Source organism: Pseudomonas sp. CGJS7 (assembly GCF_036961695.1).
Genome location: NZ_JBAMDI010000028.1, coordinates 38,386 through 61,803, shown reverse-complemented (window position 1 = coordinate 61,803; position 23,418 = coordinate 38,386). Strand labels below are relative to the sequence as shown.

Sequence of the window (23,418 nt, the reverse complement as noted above, 5' to 3'; positions counted from 1 at the left end):
GGCAAGATGCTAGACGACGGCTCCCGCCGGATCATCGGATTGGCGATGCAGGCAAGGCCCGATACCGCCACCCTCGCCCGATGCCGTTTGCCCCCGGCGAATGGCCGCTACGCTTCCGGGGCTGCCCGCTCCCGACACGGCATTGGTTCAACTTTCCGCAATAGCTGCGCAAGCCAAAGGCGCAAGCACCGTCCACCCCAGACTCGCATACAGGCCGCGCCCGTCTGCTGTCGCGACCAGAAGCTGCGGAGTCGCCGGAGACCGTTGCGCGGCACTGAGAGCAGCCATCACCGCGACGCCCAAGCCCTTGCGCCGGTGATCCGGCGCGGTTTCGATGCGATCGTAAACGAAGGCATCGACGGTTTCTGCAGCGTATCCGCTTGCGGCCAGGCCGCCATCGGGCGCGATGACGCGGGCAAGCACGACCGTCCCGGTGCGGCCAACCTCGATCCGATAGCCCTCCGGCAACGGCCGTCTTTCAACGCTGGCCGCCGCGGACATCATGAAATAGTTCGCGGGCTGAATCTGCCAGCGCCCCGGCAGTGCGCTGCGCAACTGCTCATCGGAACCGCACAGCTTCAAGTAATGCCGCGGCGCCGCTATCTCGTGGGCGATTTCGCTCAACCCCTCGCAAAGCCCGGGGAACACCCAGCGTTTCACCTCCGTTTCCGAATCAGTGTCCACCCGGAATCCGCCGCGATCGCGAACAGGCGCCGGCGAGCCCCGGGCCACGGAATGCGCCGTCTGCCAGGCCAGGACAAGTTCTTCGACAACGTGAAATGACGACATAAGAGGGGGTCTGCGGTACTTGGACGGGGCGCGCCCGCGGTGGCGCGCACGTCCTCTATCGACTTGCAACCGACGCGCCCCCGGCGACTGCACACTAGAGCATCGTCATGTCTCAGGCGATAAGACCCCTACCGCCCCGCCGCGCGGAACCACCGGCTGGGCGCAGCGTGCTGGCGCTCGCCGGCCCCGGCCCGCAAGCTGCAATGCCGGCAGAATCGGACGCGGCTCGCCCCGGCGCCCGGACCGGCACGCCCATGCAACGCCGCCGGAGACCATCATTCGACGCCCACCGCCACATGCTGTATCTATCCCACAACCGCACACATCCGCCTTCTTCATGCGCCAGCCGAACCTGAAGCCCCGCGCGCTACCGCCGTTCTGGCTGCCGGTGCTGGCCGGCCTTCCACTGGGCGTCTGCCTGCTGGCGATGGCGCTGCCGATTCTCGGCCACGGCAACGCGACGCTGTCGCGGACCTTGTATCTGTCGGCATTCGTGCTTTGGGTGTTGCCGCTGACCGCCGCGCAACGCTGGCTGTGGCGGCGCGGCGTGGCCGTATGGCGAATCGCGTTGACGCTGTTGGCGACCACTTACGCGATGGCGCTGGCCACGCGCGTGCTCAGTCTGGCGCTGCAAGCTTTGTCCTCCGGCGATCCGGCGCGGCTGATCGAACCGGGCGCACTGAATCCAGCGCTGTTGTTCCGTGGCCTGGAAGGCGCTTGGCTGGTCCTGGTCGCATACTGCGCGGTGCACGCGGTGGTGGCGTATTACGCGGAACTGCGCCGCGAACAAGCCGAGCACTTGCAAGCACGGGCGCTGGCCAGCGACGCGGAGTTGCGGGCGCTGCGCTATCAACTGCAACCGCACTTCCTGTTCAACACGCTCAATGCGATCTCGGCGCTGGTGGCCGAAGAACGCGGCGCGGAAGCCCGGCAAATGCTCGCCCGTCTGGGCGATTTCCTGCGCACGGTGCTCGATTCCCCGCACGGCCACCAGATCGCCCTCGCCGAAGAAATCGCCATGACCGAAGCCTATCTGGAGATCGAGAAAGCGCGGCTGGGCAAGCGCCTGTCGGTGTCGTGGCACCTCGGCGACGGCGTGCTCGGCGCGCAAGTGCCCTATCTGCTGCTGCAACCGCTGGTGGAGAACGCGATCCGCCACGGCATCGCGCCACGCAGCGCGCCCGGCCGCATCGACCTGCGCATCGAACGCGACGACACCCGCCTGAACATCCACATCGGCAACGACCTGCCACCGCCCGACCCGCTCGCATCCGGCGAGCCCTCGCCTCGACAAGACGGCCGCAGCGAAGCGGTCGGCCTGGACAACGTGCGTGCCCGCATCGCCCGCCTGTATCCGGGCGACGCCAGCTTGCAGGCGGGCATCGACGGCGACGACCGCTATCGGGTCCGGCTGAGCTTGCCGTTCCGCCTGGGGCCGCCCACGTGATCCGCGTGTGCGTAGTCGACGACGAACCGCTGGCGCGGCGCGGTGTGATCTCGTTGCTTGCCGCGTTCGCCGACCTCGAAGTCATCGGCGAATACGAGGACGGCGTCGCCGCACTGGCAGGGCTGCAGGCACAGCCGCCGGATCTTGTGTTCATGGACGTGCAAATGCCCGGCATCAACGGCCTGGACGTATTGGCCGCGCTCCCGCCCGAGCGCCGGCCGCTGTCGATTCTGCTCACGGCGCACGACAGCTTCGCGGTGAAGGCGTTCGCCTTGAATGCGGTCGACTATCTGCTCAAACCCATCGACAGCTTGCGTTTCAATGAAGCGATCGAACGAGCGCGGCAACTGCTGCATCTGCGTGCAATCGCCGGCACCGCAACGGATACGCCAGCCAAGTACCTGCAGAAATTCTCGGTGCGGATCGGCCACCGGACAGTGTTCATCAAAGCCGACAGCGTGACCTGGATCGGCGCCGACGGCGACTACGCCGTGCTCCACGTCGGCGAACGCACCTACATCGTGCGCGAATCGCTGCATCAACTCGCGACACAGCTCGACCCGGCGCGTTTCGTGCGCGTGCACCGGTCTTCCATCGTCCGGCTGGATCAAGTCGCGGAACTGCAACCGCTGACCAACCGCGACGCGCTCCTGCGCCTGCACGACGGGACGCCCGTGCGCGTGAGCCGCAGCTACATCGACTCGCTACTGTCCGCGCTGCACGCGGCCGGCTGACTGCCCCCGCCGGCGCATCGCCACCGGGCCGGCGCAGCCGAGGCACGCGTCGGCGCAGCAGCGATGAAACGGCGGAAATCTCCGCTTAGGTTGGTGGCTTCTCATCAGGAGCCGCCCGATGCACGTCAGAACCATCCCCACCGAATCGCACCGCACGGTATCCGCCGCTTGCGCAATCGCGCTGCTTTTTCTGGCCGCGCCGGCAATGGCCGCCGACACTTGCGCAGCGCCCTCCGACGACCCGGCAGCCGTCACCTCCCAGCGGATATTGCAGGCATTGATCGAAACCAACGCAGTTCCGGGCATGGGCGCCGCCGTGTGGCGCAACGGCCGCATCGTCTGGACCGGCTGCGCGGGCATGCGCGACGTGGAAGCGCGCAAACCCGTGCAGCGCGACACCGTGTTCCGCCTGGCCAGCGTATCCAAAGCCATAGCCGCCACCGCGGCGGCCAAGCTCGCCGAAGATGGACGGCTCGACATCGACGCACCCGTCGGCGCCGCACTGCCTTGGTTGCCGGCAACCTGGTCGCCGGTAACGGCGCGCCAGTTGGCATCGCACACCTCCGGCGCGCCGCACTATGCCGGCAACGACCTCAACGTACTCGGCCGCGTCCGTTACGCAACCTCCAGCGACGCAGCCAGCCTGTTCACCGGACGCGCGCTGCTGTCCACGCCGGGCACGTCCTACAGCTATTCGTCGTGGGGCTACACGCTGCTGGGCGCCGTGATCGAAGCGAAATCGGACCAGCACTTTCTCGACTACGTCAAACACCACATCACCAACGGACTGACGATCGGCGCCGACGGCGACGCGCCCGCCGAGACCGCATCGCAGCTGTACGACATCGAACGCGGCGCCACCCGAAACGTACCGCGCACCGACATGAGCTACACCTGGCCCGGCGGCGGACTGGCCGCCACGCCCGAAGCGGTGGCGACCTTCGGCGGCCGCGTGCTCGAACACCGTATCGTCAGCGCGGCGCGATGGCGCGACATGCAACAACCGACCTTGCTGGCCAGTGGCAAACCCGCACACGAGCGCGACTACGACATCGGTTTCGGCTGGCGAATCGGCCGCGACGCCGACGGCGACCGGATCGCGCACCACGCCGGCATCACCACCGGCGCCCGCAGCGTGCTGATGCTGTGGCCCGAACAAGCCACCGCAGTGAGCGTGCTGTCGAACGCGCTGTGGGTGTCGTCGATGGAATCCACGGCCGCGGTCCTGGCGGCACCGTTCCGGCCGCAACCGGCCGGCTTGATCGCAGCGGCCTGCCCAGCCTCGGGCAGCTTGGCCGGCACGCTCAAGCAAGTTCGCTTCGATGCGCAGGCCACATTCCATCTGGAACAGGGCCGCTGTGTCGGCGAATTGTCCGCAACCGGGCCGCTCCGCGACTACTTCGCCAAAGCGACCGCATGGCCGAGCGGCAGGCTGCGCATCGTCGCCTTGACCAACGACGGCGCCTTATCGCGCGCAGCGCTGGTCACCCCATTCGGACTGTATGAGCTGCGCTCTGTCGCCGCGGGACGCTGGGCGGCAAAGCTGAGCGGCGACACGACGCTGGAATTGGAGATGCCAATGGAGCGCGCACCAACACCGCGTCCGCATCAAGCGCTGCAACCAAGACCGCAAACCTAACCACCCCTCCACGCCCTCCCCTCCCCGTCATTCCGGCGAAGGCCGGAACCCATTTTGATTTGCCTGTCACCCGCCAACCCATAGCCCTGTCAGCGGCACTAAACCCACCCCACCGGACGTGCATCCAAGCCGTGTCCCAACCTCGCGCCGCGCCGATCCCCAGGCGCAGCGCACGGAACCGACCGCCGAATCCCATGCACGCCACCGCGTCGCCGCGCCTGCGCGAAAGCCCTGCTTTCGTCGAACCGCAGCCGCGCACCCACACCCAACGCCCAGACAGGACGCCATGCACAACGAACCCGACGGACACCCGGCCCGCGCCGCCGCTTCATCCGCAGCCAAACCGCTCGCAGCATTCGCCCTCTTGGCCGCACTGAGCGTCAGCGCCCACGCCACCGCACAGCCCCCGCCCGAGTTCGCACAAGTCATCGAACGCGAAGTTCCCGCGCTGATGAAAACCGCCAAAATCCAGGGCGTCGCAGTGGGCCTGATCGTCGACGGCAAACTGGTTTACGCACGCGGATTCGGCTACGCCGACCACGCCGGCACCCAACCGGTAACCCCCGACACCGTCTTCGTCGCCGCGTCGCTGGCCAAGCCCATCGCCAGCTGGGTCACGATGCGATTGGCCGCACGCGGAGATCTGGAACTCGACGAACCCGTCGCCGACCTCGTGTCGCCGTGGCCGCTATCGCAAAACCAATTCGACTACCACCAGATCACCGTCCGTCACCTACTCTCGCACACCGCCGGAACCACCTTGGGCGGCTACCAAGGCTGGCTCGACTTCAAGGAACTGCCGACCTTGCAACAATCGCTGGCCGGCAAAACCAACGGCCGCGGCGCAGTCGAACTGTTCGCCCCCGCCGGCAGCAAGTTCCAATACTCCGGCGGCGGCTACACCTTGTTGCAACTGGCCATCGAGCGCACCACCCGACGCAAGTACCAAGACCTCGCGCGCACCCTGGTGTTCAAACCCTTGCGCATGAAACACAGCAGCGTCGCGATGACGCCCGCCGTCCTCGCTGGCGCCGCGCAAGGCCACGGCGACGACGGCAGCCCCGTGCCGATGCGTTACTACGTCGAACAAGCGCCTTCGACCCTGACCACCACCGTCAACGACTTCGCCCGCTGGATGATCGCCGGCATGCAAGACACCGCCGGCCCGCACCCGCTGGACCGCACGCAGCTGACGCAGATGCACACGCCCGCGCCGTTGAGCGCACCGCGCGCACCCGACGACAAGGTCTACGGCCTGGGCCACTTCATCGAACGCCTCCCCGACGGCAGCGTCGCCATCGGCCACGACGGCCGCAACCAAGCCGGCTTTCGCGCGAACTTTCTGATGCGCCCCGCATCGGGCGACGGCATCGTGTTCTTCAGCAACTCGCGTAGCGGCTTGGCGTTGGATCGCATCGTCTGTCTGTGGGGCGCGGATGCGGTCAAGGCCGACCCAAATGTGGCGTGCAAGAAATAAAGCACCACCCCGCAACGAACGAGCCCCTCTCCCGCTTGCGGGAGAGGGGTTGGGGTGAGGGCCGCCGCCCCCCCCTGTCCTCGCTCACCAAATGAGCAGACAGGCTCTACACACACCAAGAAAGTCGACGTGCCCGCCCCCAAGCCGATCCGACGCAGAGCATACTTAAACCCTAGCCACGGCAAAGCCCACATCGATGACGCTGATATGCGCCCCACAATCGACATTCTCGTGGAACTTTTCGGTATCCGGCCTTGCCACCGGCGTCGCGCACCTCACGCTCGAACCCTTTTCCGACCAAGGCGCCATCGCCTTCGGCGACACCAAGCTCCGCGTCCGCAAAGAAGGCTGGATCAACCCATGCTGGACCCTTGAGCGCGACGGAAACGCCCTCGCCTCCGCGAAGACGCGCGGATTATTTCGAAACGGCTACCTCCTGACCTGCCAAGAGGGAGTCCTGCTGGTGAGATCGCAAACGCCGATAACACGCGGCTACGACATCCTCCTCGGCGACACCGTGATCGGCGTCGTCGAACCCGAGCACTTCCTTACGTTCAAGACGCGCGCGAAGTTCGAGCCCAATATCTCGGACCTGACTCAGCTGTTCTCCATCTGGCTCATCACGATGACCTGGCGGAACACCGGCGGATGATCCGCCAGACCCGATGAAGCGACCCGGGCCGAAACCAAGCCCCAGCGAAACACCCGCGAGACTTGGCGAGTCGCCACCGCCCTGCCCGCTACCGGGCCAAGGCACCCACCAATCAGTGCAGACGCCCCGGCGCCACCGGACCCACCCCACCGTCCCCGGCGGGCGACCACACACAGGCATCCATCACCGGATCCAGCCGCCGCGCAAGCGCCTGGAACACCTCCCGCAGCAACCGATGGTCCTGCCCGGCGGGATAACCGATTTCGACCAACACCTCCGGCTGCAACGTCCGCGCGATCCCATGCAACTCCTGCTGGAACGCGGAAAGCGCTTTGAACGCATCAACGGGCATGACCACCCCTTCTTGCGGGGGCGTGGGTTCGGATTTACGGGGCATACGCGGCACTCCTGTCCTTGAGCGGGAAACCCGCGCGGCGCGGAATGCGGCCGGCGGGGTGTCGGGAGGCTCTAACCGCAAACAGACGGCGGGCGTATTCCCCTTTCGGGTGTTGTATTAGCCGCCCTCCCAACGCAGGACGCAGCGCCGACCATACCCAGACTTCAGGCATGAAAAACCCACCGATTTTCGGAGGTGGGTTCCGCTGTTTGAGGAGTATAGAGGCTCCTTGGTCGCGACTTTGCGGAACCGCCCAACGACCGTCAATCAGACAAGTCCGAATTCATCGGCCAAATACGTATTACTGCAGAGGGCATTCCGGAAACATTAGTCTGGCAGCGACAACATTTGCTCTCGACCCAAAGCGGACATCGCGTCACGACTGAGGAGGCTTGGCAGTTCAAACACCCCGCCTACTAGATGTCCGTGGGGATGCACTGCGGGCGTGATCTTAAACCCCTACCTGAGTCAGTCCTGCCACTGGCCGGCAAGCGGAAAGCACATCCTTGCCCAATTCGACCAAGAGTCGCCCCTCGTCTAGCAAGCCTTTCAACCAACAATCGCCTCTTTCGCCGTCAGCCATCAGTGTTTCGGTAGCGACTGGGTTCACCTCTGCTATCACGGACACTTACGAGAAGGCCGATCCAGGCCATGAGGAGTGTTCATGTCGAAGCGAAGGAAGTTCGGTGCGGAGTTCAAGCGTGGAACGGCTGAGCAGGCCAGCCAGCCGGGCGTCAGTTGCGCCTAGGTGGCCCGGCAGCTGTGCCTTAGTCACAGCTTTCCCGCGACCGCGTGAATCGCCGTTACTCAATATAGCTCGCGAGTCGGTGCTGGACGAGCGGCACTACGTCGGTTCGAACTAAGCAGATGGACTTCAGGATGAAATACGCATGGCGCGCTGCCGGCGATCCCGCGTCCCGACTCAGTTCAAAGACGAGTTGGTCGAGAGCCTTGGCCCAAGCTGCACGATCCGTGTTCGCCGCGCAGCAGAGGAATCTGAGATAGATTCTCAAGCCTGTCGACAATGTGACCTCGTCATTCATTGCACGATTCAAAAGCCTGGCCAACTCTGTGTCTCGCAGCGACGCCGCTAGGTGACAGAGCATCACATATGCTTGCCCACTGTCTTCGGCCCCGAGGAGCGTTGCATCGGAATCGATCAGTGTGGTCAACCCGTCGCACACGCGACGCGTGATATCGGAATCGATTCGTCCAAGCAACCCGACGTGTCCCACTAACCGAATCCCTTCGACCAAATTTGCGCCTGGTGCGTCGAGAGACTCTCGCAACTGATCCTGGAAATGCTCGGGTAACGCTTGCTCCAGGTCACTCGCACCCTCCAAGGGACCTGGCAGACCGCCATACACCAGATGGTGGCGGCTCACGACTCCGTCGGGATCGTGCAGCAGCCCCCGAAGCTCTTCAGTCTCGGCGATCTCAGGGCGCAATCTGACCGCGGCCGCCACGCGCCCGGTCAACTCGAAACCCAGCTGAGCGGGGGATAGAAGCACAGCGCTCCATCTCGGCTCCCAATGCACGTCGGCAAGACTTACGGCGTGAAAAGGCGCTTGGAACTGCTCAAGCCAGTCGGCGAACGGAGCGATATCGATCTGCGCATCCAGCACCTCAGCCTCGATCATCGCCGCGTGCGAAAACGATGCGAGACGTCTGACGCTCGGTGAAACTCCGCCTAGCAGCCCTGACAGTGCCACCCGCTGATCGACAAATGCTGCCAATGCAGTCGAAAGGATCATTCGAGTGCTACTGGGGGCGAGGATCTCGTTAGCCAGGACTAACAAGGGTCGCAAGACGCCTGTGATCTCCTGCACGGGCCGGGAGCTGTGGCAAAGCGCTTCGATCAGCCCGACAATCGACCACGCGTCCAGCGTTGGCATCCATGCTTGGATCCACTGCTCAAGCTCGCCCATACCTGCCTTCTCGAGAAGCGCCGTTGGCGCAAACCGCGAATGGATGCATCGGAAAAGCGAAAGCCTGAGCTGATCTTCTAAAGCGACGCTAGATGCCCAAGGCGCAAGACCCTCCCCGCCCACGGGCAGACTGGCGTGTTCGGGGCTCAGGCCGGCTAAGGTGAGGAAGTAGCTCTCGGCCTCCGGGACGAGAGCCTGCGGAAGGACCGGGTTAGCCCGCAGGGCATCGTTGATCGACGATCGGACAACGAGGGGCGAGGTGCGCAGTTCAAGGCGCAGCGTCCCGACCTCACTGACTTCAAGCGGACGGTCGGCAAGGCGGCTCAGCCAACGATGTTCAAGGCGTTCGCTACCTCCCACGTCTGATACGAGCTGCAACAAATGTCGCTCGCGGTCCTCCACTCGATCGCTGAGCAGGGGCGCAAATGCGACTTCAAACTGCTCCGACAGCTCCTGCTGCAGTGCGACGACGCCCTCGTCGCGGCGGGCAAGCGTCCAAAGTCGCTGCTCATCGTCGGTTGCTTCCGCGGCGGACGGACCGCCGTGCCATGCGATGCGAGCAGCTTCGTAGAGCTTGTCCGTGTCAAACGTAGGGCTGCTCGATGTATGGGCGGTCGTCTGGCGGGTAACCGAGATGCCCAATTCGCGGCAGAATGCCTCATCTTCAAGCAAAGGCGCCTTGACTGTTCTCGGCATAGACGAAAGAGAAGCCGCAGCAATCGCCGCCAAATCTCGGCGCGCATTACTCTCCTTAGCTCCGAGCAAGGCGCCGAGTTCTGGTGTGTACTCGTTCTTGAGCCGTAACAGTTGAGCCTTTAGCACCTCAAGAAGGAGATTAAACGCCGCGGGCCGATCATCCTTCAGCGGCTTGCATAGATGTTCATCAACCCACGTCCAGTAGGCTTGATTCCGGGTCTGCGAAGGATCAACAAGGTAACGTGCTACTTCGAGCGCTTCCTGCATCAAGCCGCGCCGAGCATCAAAATCCCCGAGGAACGAAGCACTGAAGTCCGAAAATCGGCCCAAGCGGAAAAGCCAATCCGCACGCTCGTCATCACCCACCCGGGTATCTTTATCCCAGAGCGAGGTAATCGTTTCGCGAAATGTCGAAGCGCTGCTTGTCAGCCAGAACTCTTCCAGTGGGAGCGCGACGTAACGTGAGATTTTCAGCAGTTGAATACTCTCGCGCAGGGTGCGTGAAAAATACCCCTCTCGGATCTCGCCATCGACGATGGAAAGGTCTTCGGCCGCATGGCGTGCTTCGTCCAGTCGAACCGGAACAAGGGCGCAACCGGAATTGCGCAGAAGCGCCCGTTTGGCCCACATGTCTCGCTCCGACAGAATCCCGACTTCGCGCAAGCGGTCGATAACATCGAGAGTATCGGCGACAAGATGATCGATTCCTGATGCGTCGGTCATCGACGAATAACGATTGCCCGCGCGATCGTCGATGATCAACATCGCATCCTGCGGGATGTCGACGAAGAGCTGTTTAAGCAGGCGTGTCGCGAACCAATCTTCCTTGTCATCGGGTTCGCGGCGAGATTTTGGAAGGCTTCTGATAAACCCGCTTTTAAGCCCATTGAGCCCGAACGTCTGTAGCCGGGTCAAAAGTTCCCGCGGGTAGGAGCTGTCGTCCTGGTACGAAGCAAGAGCGACCGCTTCACGAGACGTTTCGTCATGGATTTTCAGCTTGAATCGCGCCGCGATACAGCGCTCGATCAGGCCAATCGATCGCAGGTAGGAGAGCGTGAGACCATCAAGGTAGAGAGTTGCTCCGGAAGTGATCGACGGTTCATTTGGCCATCCATTATCGTGACCGGCCAGGAAGGTCCGCGCCCGGGACATCTCTTCGGCGCTGAGCATGCCCATTGCGTCCAGTGCACTTACCAATCCTCGAACACTCACCAGACGAGTCGTCGCCTCCAAGGGCAAGTCGGCAAGGCGCGTCATGGAAGAACTGACGCGATAGATTGGGTAGGGGTGTACGACGAAGCTCATCCCATCGGAGCCGTCGATTGCGCAAGCGTCGAAAAGGTCGGCCAATTCCCGTCCGACTTCCTTATATAGCCGACCGCGTTGCTCCTTCGCGGGGACAACGTCGATGTCCCGCTTCACGACCCAACGAATGAGATCGTTAGCTTGCGTAACGCGGGAGGGCTGGTGATAGGCGCTCTGATCGCGCTCGTTAAGCAACCAAAGGCCAAAGTCGTGCGGCAGGTAGAGTTCATCGAAAATGTGTGGGAGAGAATCGAGGAGATCCAAATAGGCGAGCACAATCAATGACGTGCAATCGAGCGCCGCTTTTGCTCTTTCAGGAATTTGTGTGGCTCGGTCATTGCCTGCAAACAGCGGCACCACATGCCGGGCTGACGGATCTGAAGCCGCCGCGTTTCGCCGCATTGCCTGGAAGATGATCGACGTCAGCGATTCGTTGCTCGCATCTGCCGCCATCGCCAGAAATAGCTCAGCAGACTTCACCATCTCGTTGACCGAGCGAATGCGGTCGTTCCACTGGGGCGCCATATCTACGAGTTCTTGCAGCGACTTGCGCTGAAGGACCTGTTCACCCTCGGGCTTCGCGTCATTAGTCGCAATCGCCTTCAGAAACCATTCGCCAACGTTTGGTTTTTCAGCCCAGTTGCCTTTTACCGCCAGCATATAAGCGGCCATAAGAATGGACGCATCTTTGTCGGCGAGCGCTGCGGCCCCCTCAGCGGCGGTTTGAGCGATCGACGTAAGCCCGAAAGCGTTGGCGGCAATTGCGACTCGTAGCAGACCGTGCGGATCGTCCGTTGCGACGGCCAAGGCGCTTTGCAGCAGGCCTGGGATCCGATCCCAATCCAGAGATTGGATTGCGATCTCAATGCGCCGATGCACGCAATCGCTTTCGTCGAGCTCGGAAGCTTCCAGGTGATCGAGTGCTTCCTGCCAATTGCCCAGTTGTAGTGCAAGGCGCAGCTTGAGGCGTGCGACTCGAGGCTCGGTGTCGAAAGTCAAGTCCAAGCCCTGCAGGATCTCGTTCGCGCGGGATAGCGATCCCTCATTGAGATGCAGACTTACCAAGTTGCATGCGTCGATGAGCGAGCACGTTTCTCGATACACCTCTTCGAGGGTCGCAATCGCACGTGGCGAATCACCTGACGCCTTCTGCCGACGGGCAATCTCGCGCCGAGCTGATGGCGATGTCGCTTCAATCTGATCTTTGGAGAGTTCTTCAGAGAGATAGAGTGCTTCGAGCTGTTCAGCAACTTCCGTCGGCAGGCCGCCCTCTGCCAGAACCTCCGCCGCCGCAGTTCGGTCCCCAGTCCTCGCCAGGATTTGAACCTTGATCGAAGACAGCTGAATGGGGTTGACGCGGTCGCAGAGCGATTCGTAGAAGAACTTCCAATCCTCCAAAACCATTTCTGGCGGAATATGCTGCATCAAGGCGAATAGAGCCCACGCCGCGTCGTCGTTCAATTCGCCGTAACGCTTAGCGTACGATTTGATGCGATTGAGGACGACGCGCGTGTCGACTTCCTGCGCTGCGGCAAGTGCTAACGGGAGCCAACGGAATGCATGCTCGCCTGAAGACTTCGAAAGAAGGTTGTCTTCAAAAAGATCTGCCGCACGCTGCTGCGCGAAAAACCGGGTATCAGGGTGATGCAGCTTCAGCCAAAGCGCGTGTTCTAGTGCGAGGTCCGCTCGGGCAGTCCAGCCACGCGCGCGGCAGTGAGCTTCTAGAGCATCGAACAGGTCAATGGCGCGCAGCTTTGCAGCGACAGCTTCGGAGGTCGAGCTTAGGTCGGCGTCGATGACCGGTGGCCGCAAATTGAAGGCCCATTCGCGCAAGTAATCGGGCTGCGCCAGACAGTAATTTGCTATCCCGGCAGCCCAAAGCAGGCCCGGGTGTTTGGACTCGGCGGGCCGATCAAGACTCTCGAGCCAATTCCAGGCGAGCTCCCAATCGAAACGATTCAGGGCCTCGTTGAGAACCATGAACTGACCGTCTTCGTCGAAGTCCGATGGCGTCAACGTTTCTTCGGTCAGCCAGATTACGGCGTCCTGGCACTTCCTCCGGCGCAGGACGAGGTATCGAGCCGTCTGGCCTTCACCGGTGTCGAGCCCAAGAAGCGTGCGAAGCGCAGCGGAGACATCAGATTCGGCTTCGATCAGTGCCGTTACAAGCCGCTGTTGAGGGACAGGAGCAACCGCTAGGGAGGCATTTAATAACGCGCGCGCAGCTTCGAGATCCTTGTGGACCAAGACGCGTGCGCACCAAGCAAGGACTTCACTACGCACCGCAGGCGTTGCCAAGGCATAGGCCCCATCCTCCGCGGCATCAGCTGCGAGTGCCTGAGCAGCGATGTCTGAATCAAGCTCAGAAAAAAATCGACCGGCCTTGAGGTCATCGAGTCGGCTGACGAGTTGTTGTGTCAAAAGCTCCACCGGCACTTGCTTGGCCAGTCGGGCGGCCTGTGCCATGTCTGCGTACTCACGCGGCTCCAGCGAGACCTTCGCATGCGGAAGCAGCAGGTCTCGGAGATCCTGACGGCGCAGCGTACGACGGCTGGAGTCACGAGCGGCGGATAGCTCCTTGATGCGCTCGGCAACGATTCGCCCCAACTGTCTACCTTTGAACTGTTCAAGGCCAAACTCAGACGAGCAGAACGAAGCAACTTGGTGCGCGAGTCGCTGCTCTTGAGCGGTGAGGCTAGGCGCCTTGGCAATCCAATGGACCAGCGGAAAAAGAAGGTCTACGACCTCATGATTCGTTCGTTTCTGGAGCCAATTACTCAGCAGCGAGGTGGAGCGCGCCGCATTGCGCAGATAGCCCACCAACTCATCATGTGTTTCCGCCGCTTCTCCATAGCGGTTCCAGGCGTCAAGAAACGATTTAGTGCTGCCCCCCTGCCAACCAGGATCGCTGCCAAACGCTGCTGTCGTCAGATAACGAAACTGAGCCTGCGCACCCGCACCATCTATGCGCTTCACGACACGATCGAGAAAGTCGTGCGCTGAGCGAAGGGTGAGGCGGCGCGCAACGTCTTTGACCTGAATTACGCGCGCGCCTGAGGGACCGGTAATCGCCACATCCTCGGCAATTTCCAGATGCAGCTCTTCATCTTCGCCCAGTGAGCACCACTCGACGGCTGCGACGTAGGCCTGATAGTTATAGCCGCGAATGGAGGCATCGGCCTCATGGCCCGGTGTCGCCAGCGTCGCTGCCGTCGGAACGCTCATTAGGCAGTGGCAGCCGTGTCTGTTTGCTCGACCAGGTTGGGCCGGCGGCGATTAGTCTCCGGCACCGTTCGATTGGCGTTGCGTCCGAACTCAACCATGCTCCCAAAAGCTTGCGGCCGTGGTTGAGCGGAAGACGCACCAAATGGCTGACTCAACTGTAGTTTGGGGCGGCCAGCTTCTTCGACAGGTGCGGCCGCGCGCCAACCGGCGTGCATCTCGTCCAATACGGCTTCGCCGATTGCGGTGGGACGCAAGTACGAGAAAGCGCCTTCGCGATGAACCTCAAGCGCACCAATTTGCATCAGACGCCTTGCAAGCCGGCTGAAGTTTCCTTCGTTCATTCCGATCTGATTCGCTAGCGCCTTCTGCGACTGCTTCTGCCCCAGCACGACTGCTCGGCCTGCGGCGCGCAGGACATCCAAGCCGCGTTGGGCCGACCGCACGCCGTCGACCACTGAATTCAGGCCAGCGCGATGAAGCGACGTGTTCACCACCTCACGAAGCGACGCGAAGGCGCCTGCAGCGTAAGAGGGGTAATCAAACCTCTCGATCATGGGGGCGAGCGTGCGTCTAGCGGCATCCAGCTCGCTTAGTACCACCCTTACTTCAGTAGGCGTCCCTTGGCGAACCGCGTAGATGGCCGGTTCAAGGAGGGCAATGAGGGTTTCGGGAAGGGGCTTCATGGGAACAATTGTATACAATTGCTCTTGCCGCCGGTCAACCCAAGTCGAGGATCCAACCAATTGGCGGAGCTGTTGCCACATCCGCGGGAACGGCTCTCCAGTCGCTCGTGCTGCGGGGGACCGTGAATGCGTGGGCGTAAGACCAGTGGTGGCCGCGGTTTTGCACCACCAAAGTCCCGGAGTTCGCGATGAATGTGCTGGCACCCGGATGCCGGATATAGGCGAGCGCGCCGTGCTCGAGCCAGCCCAGGTCAGGTAACGCGGTGTTTGGACGCAGGTTTGGCGCCTTGTCCATGATGGGTGCGAGAACCGTCGTCACGCCCATCTGCTGGATGGCGACCGCGTGGGGCGACGCCTGGATCAGGTCTTCACAAATGAGCACGACTACGCGCAGGTTCGCGCTCAGGTCCACGACAACCAGCGCACTTGGCGCGATGTCGATCGCTTCCTGTCGGTCGGTAGGGGCAGGACCGAGAGGACACCCAACCGCGCTCTGTTCCTCGGCAGAAAACCGGTAGGCGTGAAGCTTGTTCTGTGTCCAGACGACATCGCCCTCACCGTCGAGGACCGCAGCCTGATTTCGTGTCGTACCCCCAACATCCTCGAGACTCGTTCCGCAGAGGGTGATGAGGGGCGTCGCCTCGCCGCGCGAGGATCGTTCCTCTAGACGTGCTGCGACTGCAGAGCGAAGCCTTGGGCCAGAGACGAGCTCGGGCATCAATACGACCTGCGCGTCCTGCGACGCGATCTCGTCCAGCGCCCGGTCAACACGGCTCTTGATCGCATCCGAGGTGGACGGATCCTCATCAACTCGGTATCGGCTTGAGCCAATGGGTTGCCACACGAGTTCCCTGTGGTGATGAACCACCGGCACAACTCCGACACGTTTGAACTGTGTCTGGTCCGCGAGTGCATCTTGCAGGTGCACGGCTAGGCGAACGTCGAAGTCCGCGACGCGCCGGATGACCGCGACATGCTGTAACAACATCCCAGGGTCACCTTGGCCGCGCTCCGGAATCTTGGCGCGGGCCGGGCGGGGATACAGGGCGAATTGGTCAATGACTGCAAGCGGTTTTCCCGTTCGGAGTTGTCCCCGGAGAAAAGCAGCTTGCATCGAGTCTGAGACTCCCACCACCCGGGCCGAGTGGAAGCCCCTGAGTGCGTCATCGATGGCACGTAGCCCGCGCACGACTTCTGCGGAGTTTTCTGCTGTTATTTGGCCCGAACCCGCGATAGCGCGCAGCGATGATTGGACGTCTACTAGCTTGGCGACCCCTTCAACTGGACGCCCCTCCAGAAACGCATCGCGGAGGGTTGGGCGTGCGCGGCTGATGACCTTGTCGAGCGGGTAGCCCTCGATTTGTTCGTCGCCCAACGGAATCCAACCCCAGCACGCGTCGCGGTGCTCAGCGCAAAACTCGAATAGTTCAAGCAGCGCAACGCCCACTTCAATTGGCGCTGTCAAGCGTTCAAGTAGCCGCTGTGCATCCTGCGAAACGGTCATCTTCTGTCATCAGAACGGGCGTGATTGATGCTAAAACTGAACCTCCCCGGGAATCCCGGAGGTCATTTGGTTTAAGTCACGCCGCCTTGGGCAGCGAGACCTGTTGCCGATAGTAAGCCTCCCGGGCCTCCGCCGGCGGGATGTGCCCGATCGGCCATCAGCAGTCGGCGATGGCTGTACCAGTCTACCCATTTCAACGTCGCCAGTTACAACGCCTCCCGGGTCGACCACCTCCGGCGGTGTACCACCTCCCGGAGCGTTGTCGTAGGAGTCGCCCACACCCCCCACAGAAGTGGCGATCTTCACCTCCGCCAGTTGTTCGCTGTAACGGATCGACAGGTATTGCGACCCCCGATCGCTGTGGTGGATTAGCATTTCCTTCGCCGGACGACGCGCGTGTAGCGCCTGCTCCAGCACATCGAGCACGAACTGCGCTTTCATCGAGCCCGACACCCATCATCCCACGATCCGCCGCGCGAACACGTCGATCACGAACGCCACGTAGACCATCCCCTGCCAGGCCGACACATACGCGAAGTCCGAGACCCACACGCATTCGGCCGATCCGCCTTGAACTGCCGGTTCACCAGGCCCCGCGGACACGGCTGCGCCGGGTGCGGCCGTGTAGTCTTAACCACTTTGCCGCGCACGACCCCGCGAATCCCCTGCCTGCGCATCAGTCGCTACCCCTGCAGCGCGCCACCAGGACCTGCACGCGATGCAGCGCGCGCCACAGCCTGCGTGCGCCGTACATCTCGAAGTTCTCCGTCCACACCCGGTCGATCTGGCCGATCAACACCGAGTCCCGCCGCGCGGGCAGTACAGCGCGACGGATCCCCCCGGCGCGCTACCTGCAGATGGTAGGTCGACAGAGCGATCGGCAGCACCCTGCACCTCGCGGTACCCGTCGATGAACACCGTCACGGCTTGAATCGGCGGTCGAGCTCCGGGTGCAAGCCACTCGCCGACGCATTCCGGCTTGGAGTTAACGATCGCTCGATCGTGCCTGGCTGCAGCGACCTCGGCCTCAGGCTCGGCATTGCGGCCCTGCTGGGTCGCGTCCGCTATTGGCCTAAAGCGGACGTTCACGCTACAACCTCGACTAGAGCGCACCTACAGCAAGCCGAGCGCACTCGTATAGGCCTTTTAGCTGGAGCATCGAAGATGTTCAAGCTAACGGTTCGAGCCATTACCTCGACGCCGCAACTAGTGTCGCACTTACAGACCGCCGAGAGGTTGTACCGAGACCAGGGATCATCGCGCTCTACCCTGCGACGCACATCCTCCCTCCCCCGCGTTTCCGCATCGGTAACCACCATCGCATTTTTCCCAAATTCTTCACCGCCCCTGCGCGCACGGTCACGCAGCATTTGAGCACCCGCACCGACCGTTTGCGGCCTACATATCGGCACGATTGAATCCCCCCGTGCCGCCCAGCAACCCACCGCCTCCCCGGCACCGCGACGCGCGAGCCGACTCACCGCCGCGCCCAACTCACTCCCAAGGAAAGGAACGAACATGAACCTCTCGAACGTGATCGTGAACAAGAGCAGTTGGTTGGCGTTGTTGCTGGTGCCGTTGGCGTTTTCCCTCCCCGCGCAGCAAGCGCAAGCGCAGTCGTTCACCACCTTGCAAACCTGGCCGGCCGGTTCGTTCGCCACCGGTTGGACCAGCATCGTCGATACGCCCAATGGCCTGCTCTACTACAACGCGCAGAACGGTTCGGCCGCGGTCGGCCGGGTCAGCAGCAACGGTAATCACACCACCATCCGCAGCTATCCGGCGTTCTCGTTCGCCACCGGCTGGACCAGCATCGTCTACACGCCCAACGGCATCCTGTACTACAACGCGCAGACCGGCGCCGGGGCGATCGGTACGCTCGACAGTGCGGGCAATCACACCACGCATGTCACTTATCCCAACGGTTCGTTCGCGTTGGGTTGGAATCGGGTGACGTACTCGCCCAATGGCATCGTGTTCTATAACCCCAGCACCGGCGCCGGTGCGACGGGTCGGGTGAACTGACGGCGATAGGTCGTGCCCGCTTCGACGGGCGTGACGCCGCAACGGCTCGACGGCCGTTGCGGTTTTCGCGGGTTCGCGCGGTCAGTGCGGCCGCAGGATCAAGCGCCGCTTTTGCGCTCGCGGTACGCGGCCATCTTCGCTCGCGCTGTGCACGCTTCGCTGCAGTAGCGGCGCGATCCGTTGCGGGTCAGGTCGACATAGGCACGGTCGCAGGCGTGCGCTTGGCACAGGCCGAAGCGTTTGTGTCCGTAGGCGTCGATCACCAACGCCAACGCGGTGGCGAATTCGCCGCCCAGCGAATCGACCGCGTTCGCTGCTTCGCCGTGGAAGTGCAGATGAAACGGTTGGCCAACGTCTTCGGTCAGATAGGGGCGCGAGCGGTAACGGCGCATCAGTTCGTTCAATACGCCGGCGGCGGCGGCGGTGTCGGGCGCAGCGAATGCGGCGTGCAAGGCGCGGGCCAGCGTCGGCAGTCGGCGGCCGCCGGGGTCTGCCGCGGCGATCTTGCGGCCCATGGCCGCGCTCAGGGCGGCGACGAATTCGCGGGTCACGGCCGCGCCCGCGGCGCCCGCGTGGTCGCGGCCTCCCGATTGGCCCGGGACCACCAGGTTCACCAGCCCGGCGGCGAGGTCGGCTTGGCGCCTCGTGTTACTGGTTAATGTCACTTGACAGGTCACATCTTGCGAGAACAGAGTGACTATCGTCCAAAGGTTCGCTGGTAACAAGCCCTATGCGTGCTTACTTGCGGTTGCTGGCGACGCCCGGCGTCGCGCGCCTGTTGGCGGCGGCGATGCTGAGCCGGGTCACCAATTCGATGGTCAGCCTGGCGCTGATGTTGGCGGTGTTGCGCTTGCGCGGCTCGTATGTCGAAGCCGGCGCGGTGCTCAGCGCGCATGCGTTGGCGTTGGCGGCGTTCGCGCCGGTGGGCGGCCGCCTTGCCGATCGCTTGGGCGCGCGGCGCGTGTTGGTGGCGACCTTGATCATGCTGGCGTTGGCTTACATGGCGCTGTTGGCTGCGCTGCATGCGCGCGCCGGCACCGGCGTGTTGATGGCGGCGGCCGCGTTGTTGGGAATGAGCACGCCGCCGGCCGCGCCGATCACCCGCGCGCTGTGGTCGCGGGTGGTTGCGCAAGAGCAGCGGCGGACGATCTATGCGCTGGACTCGACCTTGAACTCGGCGATGTTCGTGATCGGCCCGCTGTTGGCCGCGGCGTTGCTGCTGCGCCTGTCGCCCTACGCGATCATCGCCGTGGCCGGCACGAGCAAGTGGTGCGGCGATGCCTTGCTGGCCAGCGCGCCGGCGCTGCGCGCGATGCCGAGCGCGCCGGCGGATCGGCCCGCGGGCCCATGGCTCGGGCCGCTCGGCGACGCGCGGGTGCGCTTGCTGCTGACCATCATCGCCTTGGATACGTTCGTCTACGGCAGCCAGCAAATCGGCGCCGCGGCGGTCGGCGGCGCCGGCGGCGCGGCGGGGTTGTTGTTGGGGCTGGTCGCTGCCGGCGAAGTGATCGGCGGCCTCGCGCTCGGTGTGCGCCCGCTGCCCGGCGGTTTGCGCATGCAGTTGGTGGCGCTGCATGTGGCCACTGCCGCGTTGATGCTGGCCGCCGCGGCGATGCCGTGGATGCTGGCGGTGGCGCCGTTGTTTCTCGGCGCCGGGCTTATCGGCGGCGCGCGCGACACGCTCAATCAATTGGCGCTCAGCCGCTACGCTCCGGCGGCGCAGCGCACCGAGGCATTCGCTTGGCTGGCGACGTTCATGTGGGGCGGGTATGGCATCGGCACTTGGGTCGCCGGCCACGCCCAGCAAGGCAGCGGCACCGGCGCCGTGTTTGCGGCGGCTGCGTGCGCGAGCGCGTTGGCTGCGGCGGGGGCTGCTTGTTTGCGTGCGCCTTCCGATGAGGATCCGGATGCGGTCGAAGTGGGGGCGCGTTCGTAACGCCGCGGCGGCGCGCTCCACGCAACGTTGCTTCCGCGATATGCCAGCCTCTTGGAGCACGGGACCGGCCTCAAAAGGCGGTCGATCCATCGTGCGAGGCGATGGCTTCACCTCCCGCGTCCCGCGCCGGATGTCCGGTCGACCGGATCGCCCACGTTGTATCCAGTGGCCTGTTCCGCATTCGCCCCGCTCCGCAGATCGCAATGCGCAACGCATGGATCGGCCCTGCGCACGCCCGTGCGCAAGCGGCCGACGCTGCGCTGCGTTCCGCAAAAGGACTTTGCCATGCCTCCCCGCCTCATCGATCAGATAGCAACCGGCATCCACCGCGCTTGGCAGGAATCATTCGTCGAGCGCTATCGGCTGTGGTCGGCGCGGGTGAGCGGGATCGAGGTCACTCAAGCCATTCAGTACCACCGCGCGAACGAGCACTTGACCGATTCGGCCGATCGCGGCGCCGACAATTCGGTGCAGCTGATCGCGTTCAAGGCCGCGTGGGTGCGCGTGTATGTGCGCGCCGGGCTGTTGGGCAGCATCGCCAACGTAACCGGCACGCTGGAACTGTCGCGTCGCAATCGGCTGTTGCAATACGAGTTGGTCGACACCTACACGCCGCAAGGTGGCTCGGTCGACGCCGAACAGGCCCTCATCTATCGGGCCGAACGCAGCGATCTGGACCACAGCTTGAATTTCGTGATCCCAGCCAGCGAGTTTTACGGGACGCTGCGTTTAACCGCGCGCCTGACCGGCCATGACGACAGCGAGAAATCGGTAGGTGTGAGCGCGCACCTGGTGCAGACCTTGCGCGTGCGCGGCATTCTGGTGGCCTACGACGGCGACAGCACCTCGGCGCCGTCGACGCCGGGCGCGCCGGTGACGCAATTGACCTTGCCGGCGCCCACGCTGGCGGATCTGCAAAGCACCGCGGCGACGGCGCTGGCGGCGATGCCGGTGCAGGCCACCGGATCGTTTGCGGTTTGCGCGAACATGACTTGGAACTTGCCGCTGGACGATGCGCGCGTCGCGCCAGGCAAGTGTTCGGACAACTGGAACAGTCTGCTCGATGCGATGTCGCTGTTGCGCGACAACGACGGCAATCGCGACGACGTGGTGTATTACGGCTTGCTGCCGAACGGCATACCGCTGGGCGTGCCTGGCTGCGGCGACGATGGGCTGGGCGCGGCGGCGAACGGAAACGACCAGACGTTTCTGCACGAAACCGGACACGGCTACGGTTTCCAGCACACGCCGTGCGGTTCGAACGGCAACACCGATCCCAACTATCCGACCTATGAGCCGTACATGTCGGCATCGATCGGCGAGTTCGGTTTCGATATCCGCGACGGCACGATTCACGACCCGCAACTGGTCGCCGACTACATGAGCTACTGCCGGCCGCGCTGGATGTCGCTGTATCAGCACCGACGCCTGCTCAGCCATCCGCGTCTGGCGCCGGAATGGTTGCCGCCGGACTTCCCGGAGCTCGATCCGCTGGAGCGGCCGTTCTATCTCGAACACCTGTGGTGGCCCGACCCGCCGTGGCGCTATCAAGGCCCGGAGTGGCGCATGACGCCGGTGATCTCCGTGCAAGGTTGGGTGTTGGAGAACGGGCGCATCGAAGTCGATTCCGTCGCGCGTATCCAGGTGGTGGCGCCTGCGCTGGGAATCCCGACCCAATGGAGCGCGCAACTGTTGGATGAGCAAGGCGGCGTTCTGTCGCGAGCGGTGCTGATGCGGCGCGAGCCGCAAGGCGGCGGTTGCTGCTGCGGTGGTCATGACCATCGCCAGAAGGATGAGCCGCCGTTCGCGTTCCGGGCGTATCTGCGTAACGTCGCGCCGGGCGCGTCGCTGCGGATCGATGGACCGGACAAACAGACCTGGAGCCGCAAGGCAGGCGCGCAGCCGCCGCGATTCACGCATGTAGCGGCCAAGGTGAGCGGCGAGAAAGAACTCGTGCTTGAATGGAAGCTCGACGCTGCGGACATCAAGGACGTCTGGGCGCAATGGCGCCGCGACGACAAAGACGCTTGGCACGGCTTGGTTATCGGATTGCGCGACAACCAGGCGCGGTTGCCGCTGCAAGGCCTGCCGCCGCATCGCATCCAAGTCCGGCTGATCGCGCACGACGGCTTCCATTCCAGCGAATCCGAACCGATCACCGTGGAGCTACCCGAGCGCGAGCCGGTGCTGGCCATCGTCAGCCCGTCCGCCGGCGGGACCTTCCGTGTCGGTCGTCCGATGCAGTTGCAAGGCAACCTCACCGACAGCTCCGGTCAGCCGTTGCCCGACGATCAGCTGACGTGGTGGCTCGATGGCGTGCAGATCGGACACGGTCGCGAGCGTTGGCTGGCCGCACCTGCCGAAGGGCAGCATGAGTTGACGGTGCAGGCTCAGTGGAGCAAGGGCGTTGCGAAGCGGTCGGTGAAGTTCACGACGGAACGCAAGCCCGAGCGAACCGGATGAGGCGCCGCTTTGGCGCTTTCGGAGGCATCGACTAAGCTGGCACCGGGGACTACCCCGAATGATCGAGTGGAGCCGACACTGCGAACATGAAGTTCCCGATTGTCCTGGCCCTGGCTTGCCTGGTTGGATGCGGTCGTGAAATCGACACCTGTCAGGTCGAGGGCCTCAGCCAGGCGGGGGCCGAGGTATTAACCACTTCCGGATTCGGGCAGCTTCCGCCGGAGCGCTGGCCGTCCGCCATTTCCCGCCTGGGTCCTGAGCGTGTCTATGTAACGACGGATGGGCTCTACCTCGTAACTCCTTCTGTGTTCGGTAGAGAACAAGGGCTGTTCGTACCTCGGGAAGCGGATTTCACGTCGCGAGTCGGTACAGACCCTTCCTACGAGCCTCTTCGAGAAGGCGTCTTTTCCTATCGCATCGAGGGATAGTTCCGAAGATGCGGGGGTTTGGGGCGTTTTGCCTCATCTCGGATCTTGGATTGCGATGCGAACTGGCGGACTCGCGGTCGCGGCTTGCGC

14 protein-coding genes and 1 pseudogene are annotated in these 23,418 nt (G+C 63.5%); 8 read left to right on the top strand and 7 right to left on the bottom strand.

The window, feature by feature from the left end:
• Positions 1-147 precede the first annotated feature (147 nt).
• On the bottom strand, positions 148-789 hold the full coding sequence (locus tag V7787_RS18460) for a GNAT family N-acetyltransferase (RefSeq protein ID WP_336088973.1): 642 nt from the start codon (positions 787-789) through the stop codon (positions 148-150).
• A gap of 337 nt (positions 790-1,126) precedes the next feature.
• Here V7787_RS18460 and V7787_RS18455 point away from each other — a divergent pair, with 337 nt between their 5' ends.
• The 5 genes from V7787_RS18455 (at position 1,127) to V7787_RS18435 (ending at position 6,738) form a co-directional block, all read left to right on the top strand.
• On the top strand, positions 1,127-2,236 hold the full coding sequence (locus tag V7787_RS18455; RefSeq protein WP_336088972.1) for a sensor histidine kinase: 1,110 nt from the start codon (positions 1,127-1,129) through the stop codon (positions 2,234-2,236).
• A complete protein-coding gene (locus tag V7787_RS18450) occupies positions 2,233-2,970 on the top strand; it encodes a LytR/AlgR family response regulator transcription factor (protein WP_336088971.1) in 738 nt (245 codons plus the stop codon). The genes V7787_RS18455 and V7787_RS18450 overlap by 4 nt, the downstream gene beginning before the upstream one ends.
• Positions 2,971-3,088: 118 nt before the next feature.
• Positions 3,089-4,609, top strand: a complete 1,521-nt coding sequence (locus V7787_RS18445; RefSeq protein WP_336088970.1) for a serine hydrolase domain-containing protein — start codon at positions 3,089-3,091, stop codon at positions 4,607-4,609.
• A gap of 286 nt (positions 4,610-4,895) precedes the next feature.
• On the top strand, positions 4,896-6,086 hold the full coding sequence (locus V7787_RS18440; RefSeq protein ID WP_336088969.1) for a serine hydrolase domain-containing protein: 1,191 nt from the start codon (positions 4,896-4,898) through the stop codon (positions 6,084-6,086).
• Positions 6,087-6,282: 196 nt separating this feature from the next.
• Positions 6,283-6,738: a hypothetical protein gene (locus tag V7787_RS18435; RefSeq protein WP_336088968.1), complete on the top strand. Its 456-nt coding sequence runs from the start codon at positions 6,283-6,285 to the stop codon at positions 6,736-6,738.
• 112 nt (positions 6,739-6,850) lie between these two features.
• On the opposite strand, the gene V7787_RS18430 is transcribed toward V7787_RS18435, so the two are convergent.
• From V7787_RS18430 to V7787_RS18410, 5 genes and pseudogenes are all read right to left on the bottom strand, one after another.
• Entirely contained in the window at positions 6,851-7,135 is a 285-nt protein-coding gene (locus tag V7787_RS18430) for a hypothetical protein (protein WP_336088967.1), read from the bottom strand.
• An 803-nt stretch (positions 7,136-7,938) separates the two neighbouring features.
• Positions 7,939-14,289, bottom strand: coding sequence for a tetratricopeptide repeat protein (locus tag V7787_RS18425; RefSeq protein ID WP_336088966.1), 6,351 nt, complete (start codon positions 14,287-14,289; stop codon positions 7,939-7,941).
• Positions 14,289-14,972 (bottom strand): hypothetical protein, encoded by a 684-nt coding sequence (locus V7787_RS18420; RefSeq protein ID WP_336088965.1) that lies wholly within the window; start codon positions 14,970-14,972, stop codon positions 14,289-14,291. The genes V7787_RS18425 and V7787_RS18420 overlap by 1 nt, the downstream gene beginning before the upstream one ends.
• Before the next feature lie 34 nt (positions 14,973-15,006).
• Positions 15,007-16,476: a hypothetical protein gene (locus V7787_RS18415; RefSeq protein WP_336088964.1), complete on the bottom strand. Its 1,470-nt coding sequence runs from the start codon at positions 16,474-16,476 to the stop codon at positions 15,007-15,009.
• 76 nt (positions 16,477-16,552) lie between these two features.
• A pseudogene (locus V7787_RS18410) lies at positions 16,553-17,424 on the bottom strand (IS3 family transposase); the annotation flags it as partial.
• Between the two features lie 570 nt (positions 17,425-17,994).
• Between V7787_RS18410 and V7787_RS18405 the strand changes: the two are divergent.
• On the top strand, positions 17,995-18,501 hold the full coding sequence (locus V7787_RS18405; protein ID WP_336088963.1) for a hypothetical protein: 507 nt from the start codon (positions 17,995-17,997) through the stop codon (positions 18,499-18,501).
• A gap of 98 nt (positions 18,502-18,599) precedes the next feature.
• On the opposite strand, the gene V7787_RS18400 is transcribed toward V7787_RS18405, so the two are convergent.
• Complete coding sequence (locus tag V7787_RS18400) at positions 18,600-19,052, bottom strand: CGNR zinc finger domain-containing protein (RefSeq protein WP_336088962.1); 453 nt, start codon at positions 19,050-19,052, stop codon at positions 18,600-18,602.
• Between the two features lie 179 nt (positions 19,053-19,231).
• On the opposite strand from V7787_RS18400, the gene V7787_RS18395 reads away from it, so the two are divergent.
• Both V7787_RS18395 and V7787_RS18390 read left to right on the top strand, forming a co-directional pair.
• The gene (locus tag V7787_RS18395) at positions 19,232-20,437 is read left to right on the top strand and encodes an MFS transporter (RefSeq protein WP_336088961.1); all 1,206 of its coding nucleotides are present in this window, start codon (positions 19,232-19,234) and stop codon (positions 20,435-20,437) included.
• A gap of 51 nt (positions 20,438-20,488) precedes the next feature.
• The gene (locus V7787_RS18390) at positions 20,489-22,900 is read left to right on the top strand and encodes a M66 family metalloprotease (protein WP_336088960.1); all 2,412 of its coding nucleotides are present in this window, start codon (positions 20,489-20,491) and stop codon (positions 22,898-22,900) included.
• The last annotated feature ends 518 nt before the right edge of the window (positions 22,901-23,418 follow it).

What these genes read in the sequence shown, in the direction of transcription:
- V7787_RS18405 (WP_336088963.1), top strand. Translation starts at nt 17,995, where the DNA reads ATGAACCTCTCGAACGTGATCGTGAACAAGAGCAGTTGGTTGGCGTTG.
- V7787_RS18440 (WP_336088969.1), top strand. Translation starts at nt 4,896, where the DNA reads ATGCACAACGAACCCGACGGACACCCGGCCCGCGCCGCCGCTTCATCC.
- V7787_RS18460 (WP_336088973.1), bottom strand. Translation starts at nt 789, where the DNA reads ATGTCGTCATTTCACGTTGTCGAAGAACTTGTCCTGGCCTGGCAGACG.
- V7787_RS18435 (WP_336088968.1), top strand. Translation starts at nt 6,283, where the DNA reads ATGACGCTGATATGCGCCCCACAATCGACATTCTCGTGGAACTTTTCG.
- V7787_RS18415 (WP_336088964.1), bottom strand. Translation starts at nt 16,476, where the DNA reads ATGACCGTTTCGCAGGATGCACAGCGGCTACTTGAACGCTTGACAGCG.
- V7787_RS18455 (WP_336088972.1), top strand. Translation starts at nt 1,127, where the DNA reads ATGCGCCAGCCGAACCTGAAGCCCCGCGCGCTACCGCCGTTCTGGCTG.
- V7787_RS18425 (WP_336088966.1), bottom strand. Translation starts at nt 14,289, where the DNA reads ATGAGCGTTCCGACGGCAGCGACGCTGGCGACACCGGGCCATGAGGCC.
- V7787_RS18445 (WP_336088970.1), top strand. Translation starts at nt 3,089, where the DNA reads ATGCACGTCAGAACCATCCCCACCGAATCGCACCGCACGGTATCCGCC.
- V7787_RS18395 (WP_336088961.1), top strand. Translation starts at nt 19,232, where the DNA reads ATGCGTGCTTACTTGCGGTTGCTGGCGACGCCCGGCGTCGCGCGCCTG.
- V7787_RS18430 (WP_336088967.1), bottom strand. Translation starts at nt 7,135, where the DNA reads ATGCCCCGTAAATCCGAACCCACGCCCCCGCAAGAAGGGGTGGTCATG.
- V7787_RS18420 (WP_336088965.1), bottom strand. Translation starts at nt 14,972, where the DNA reads ATGAAGCCCCTTCCCGAAACCCTCATTGCCCTCCTTGAACCGGCCATC.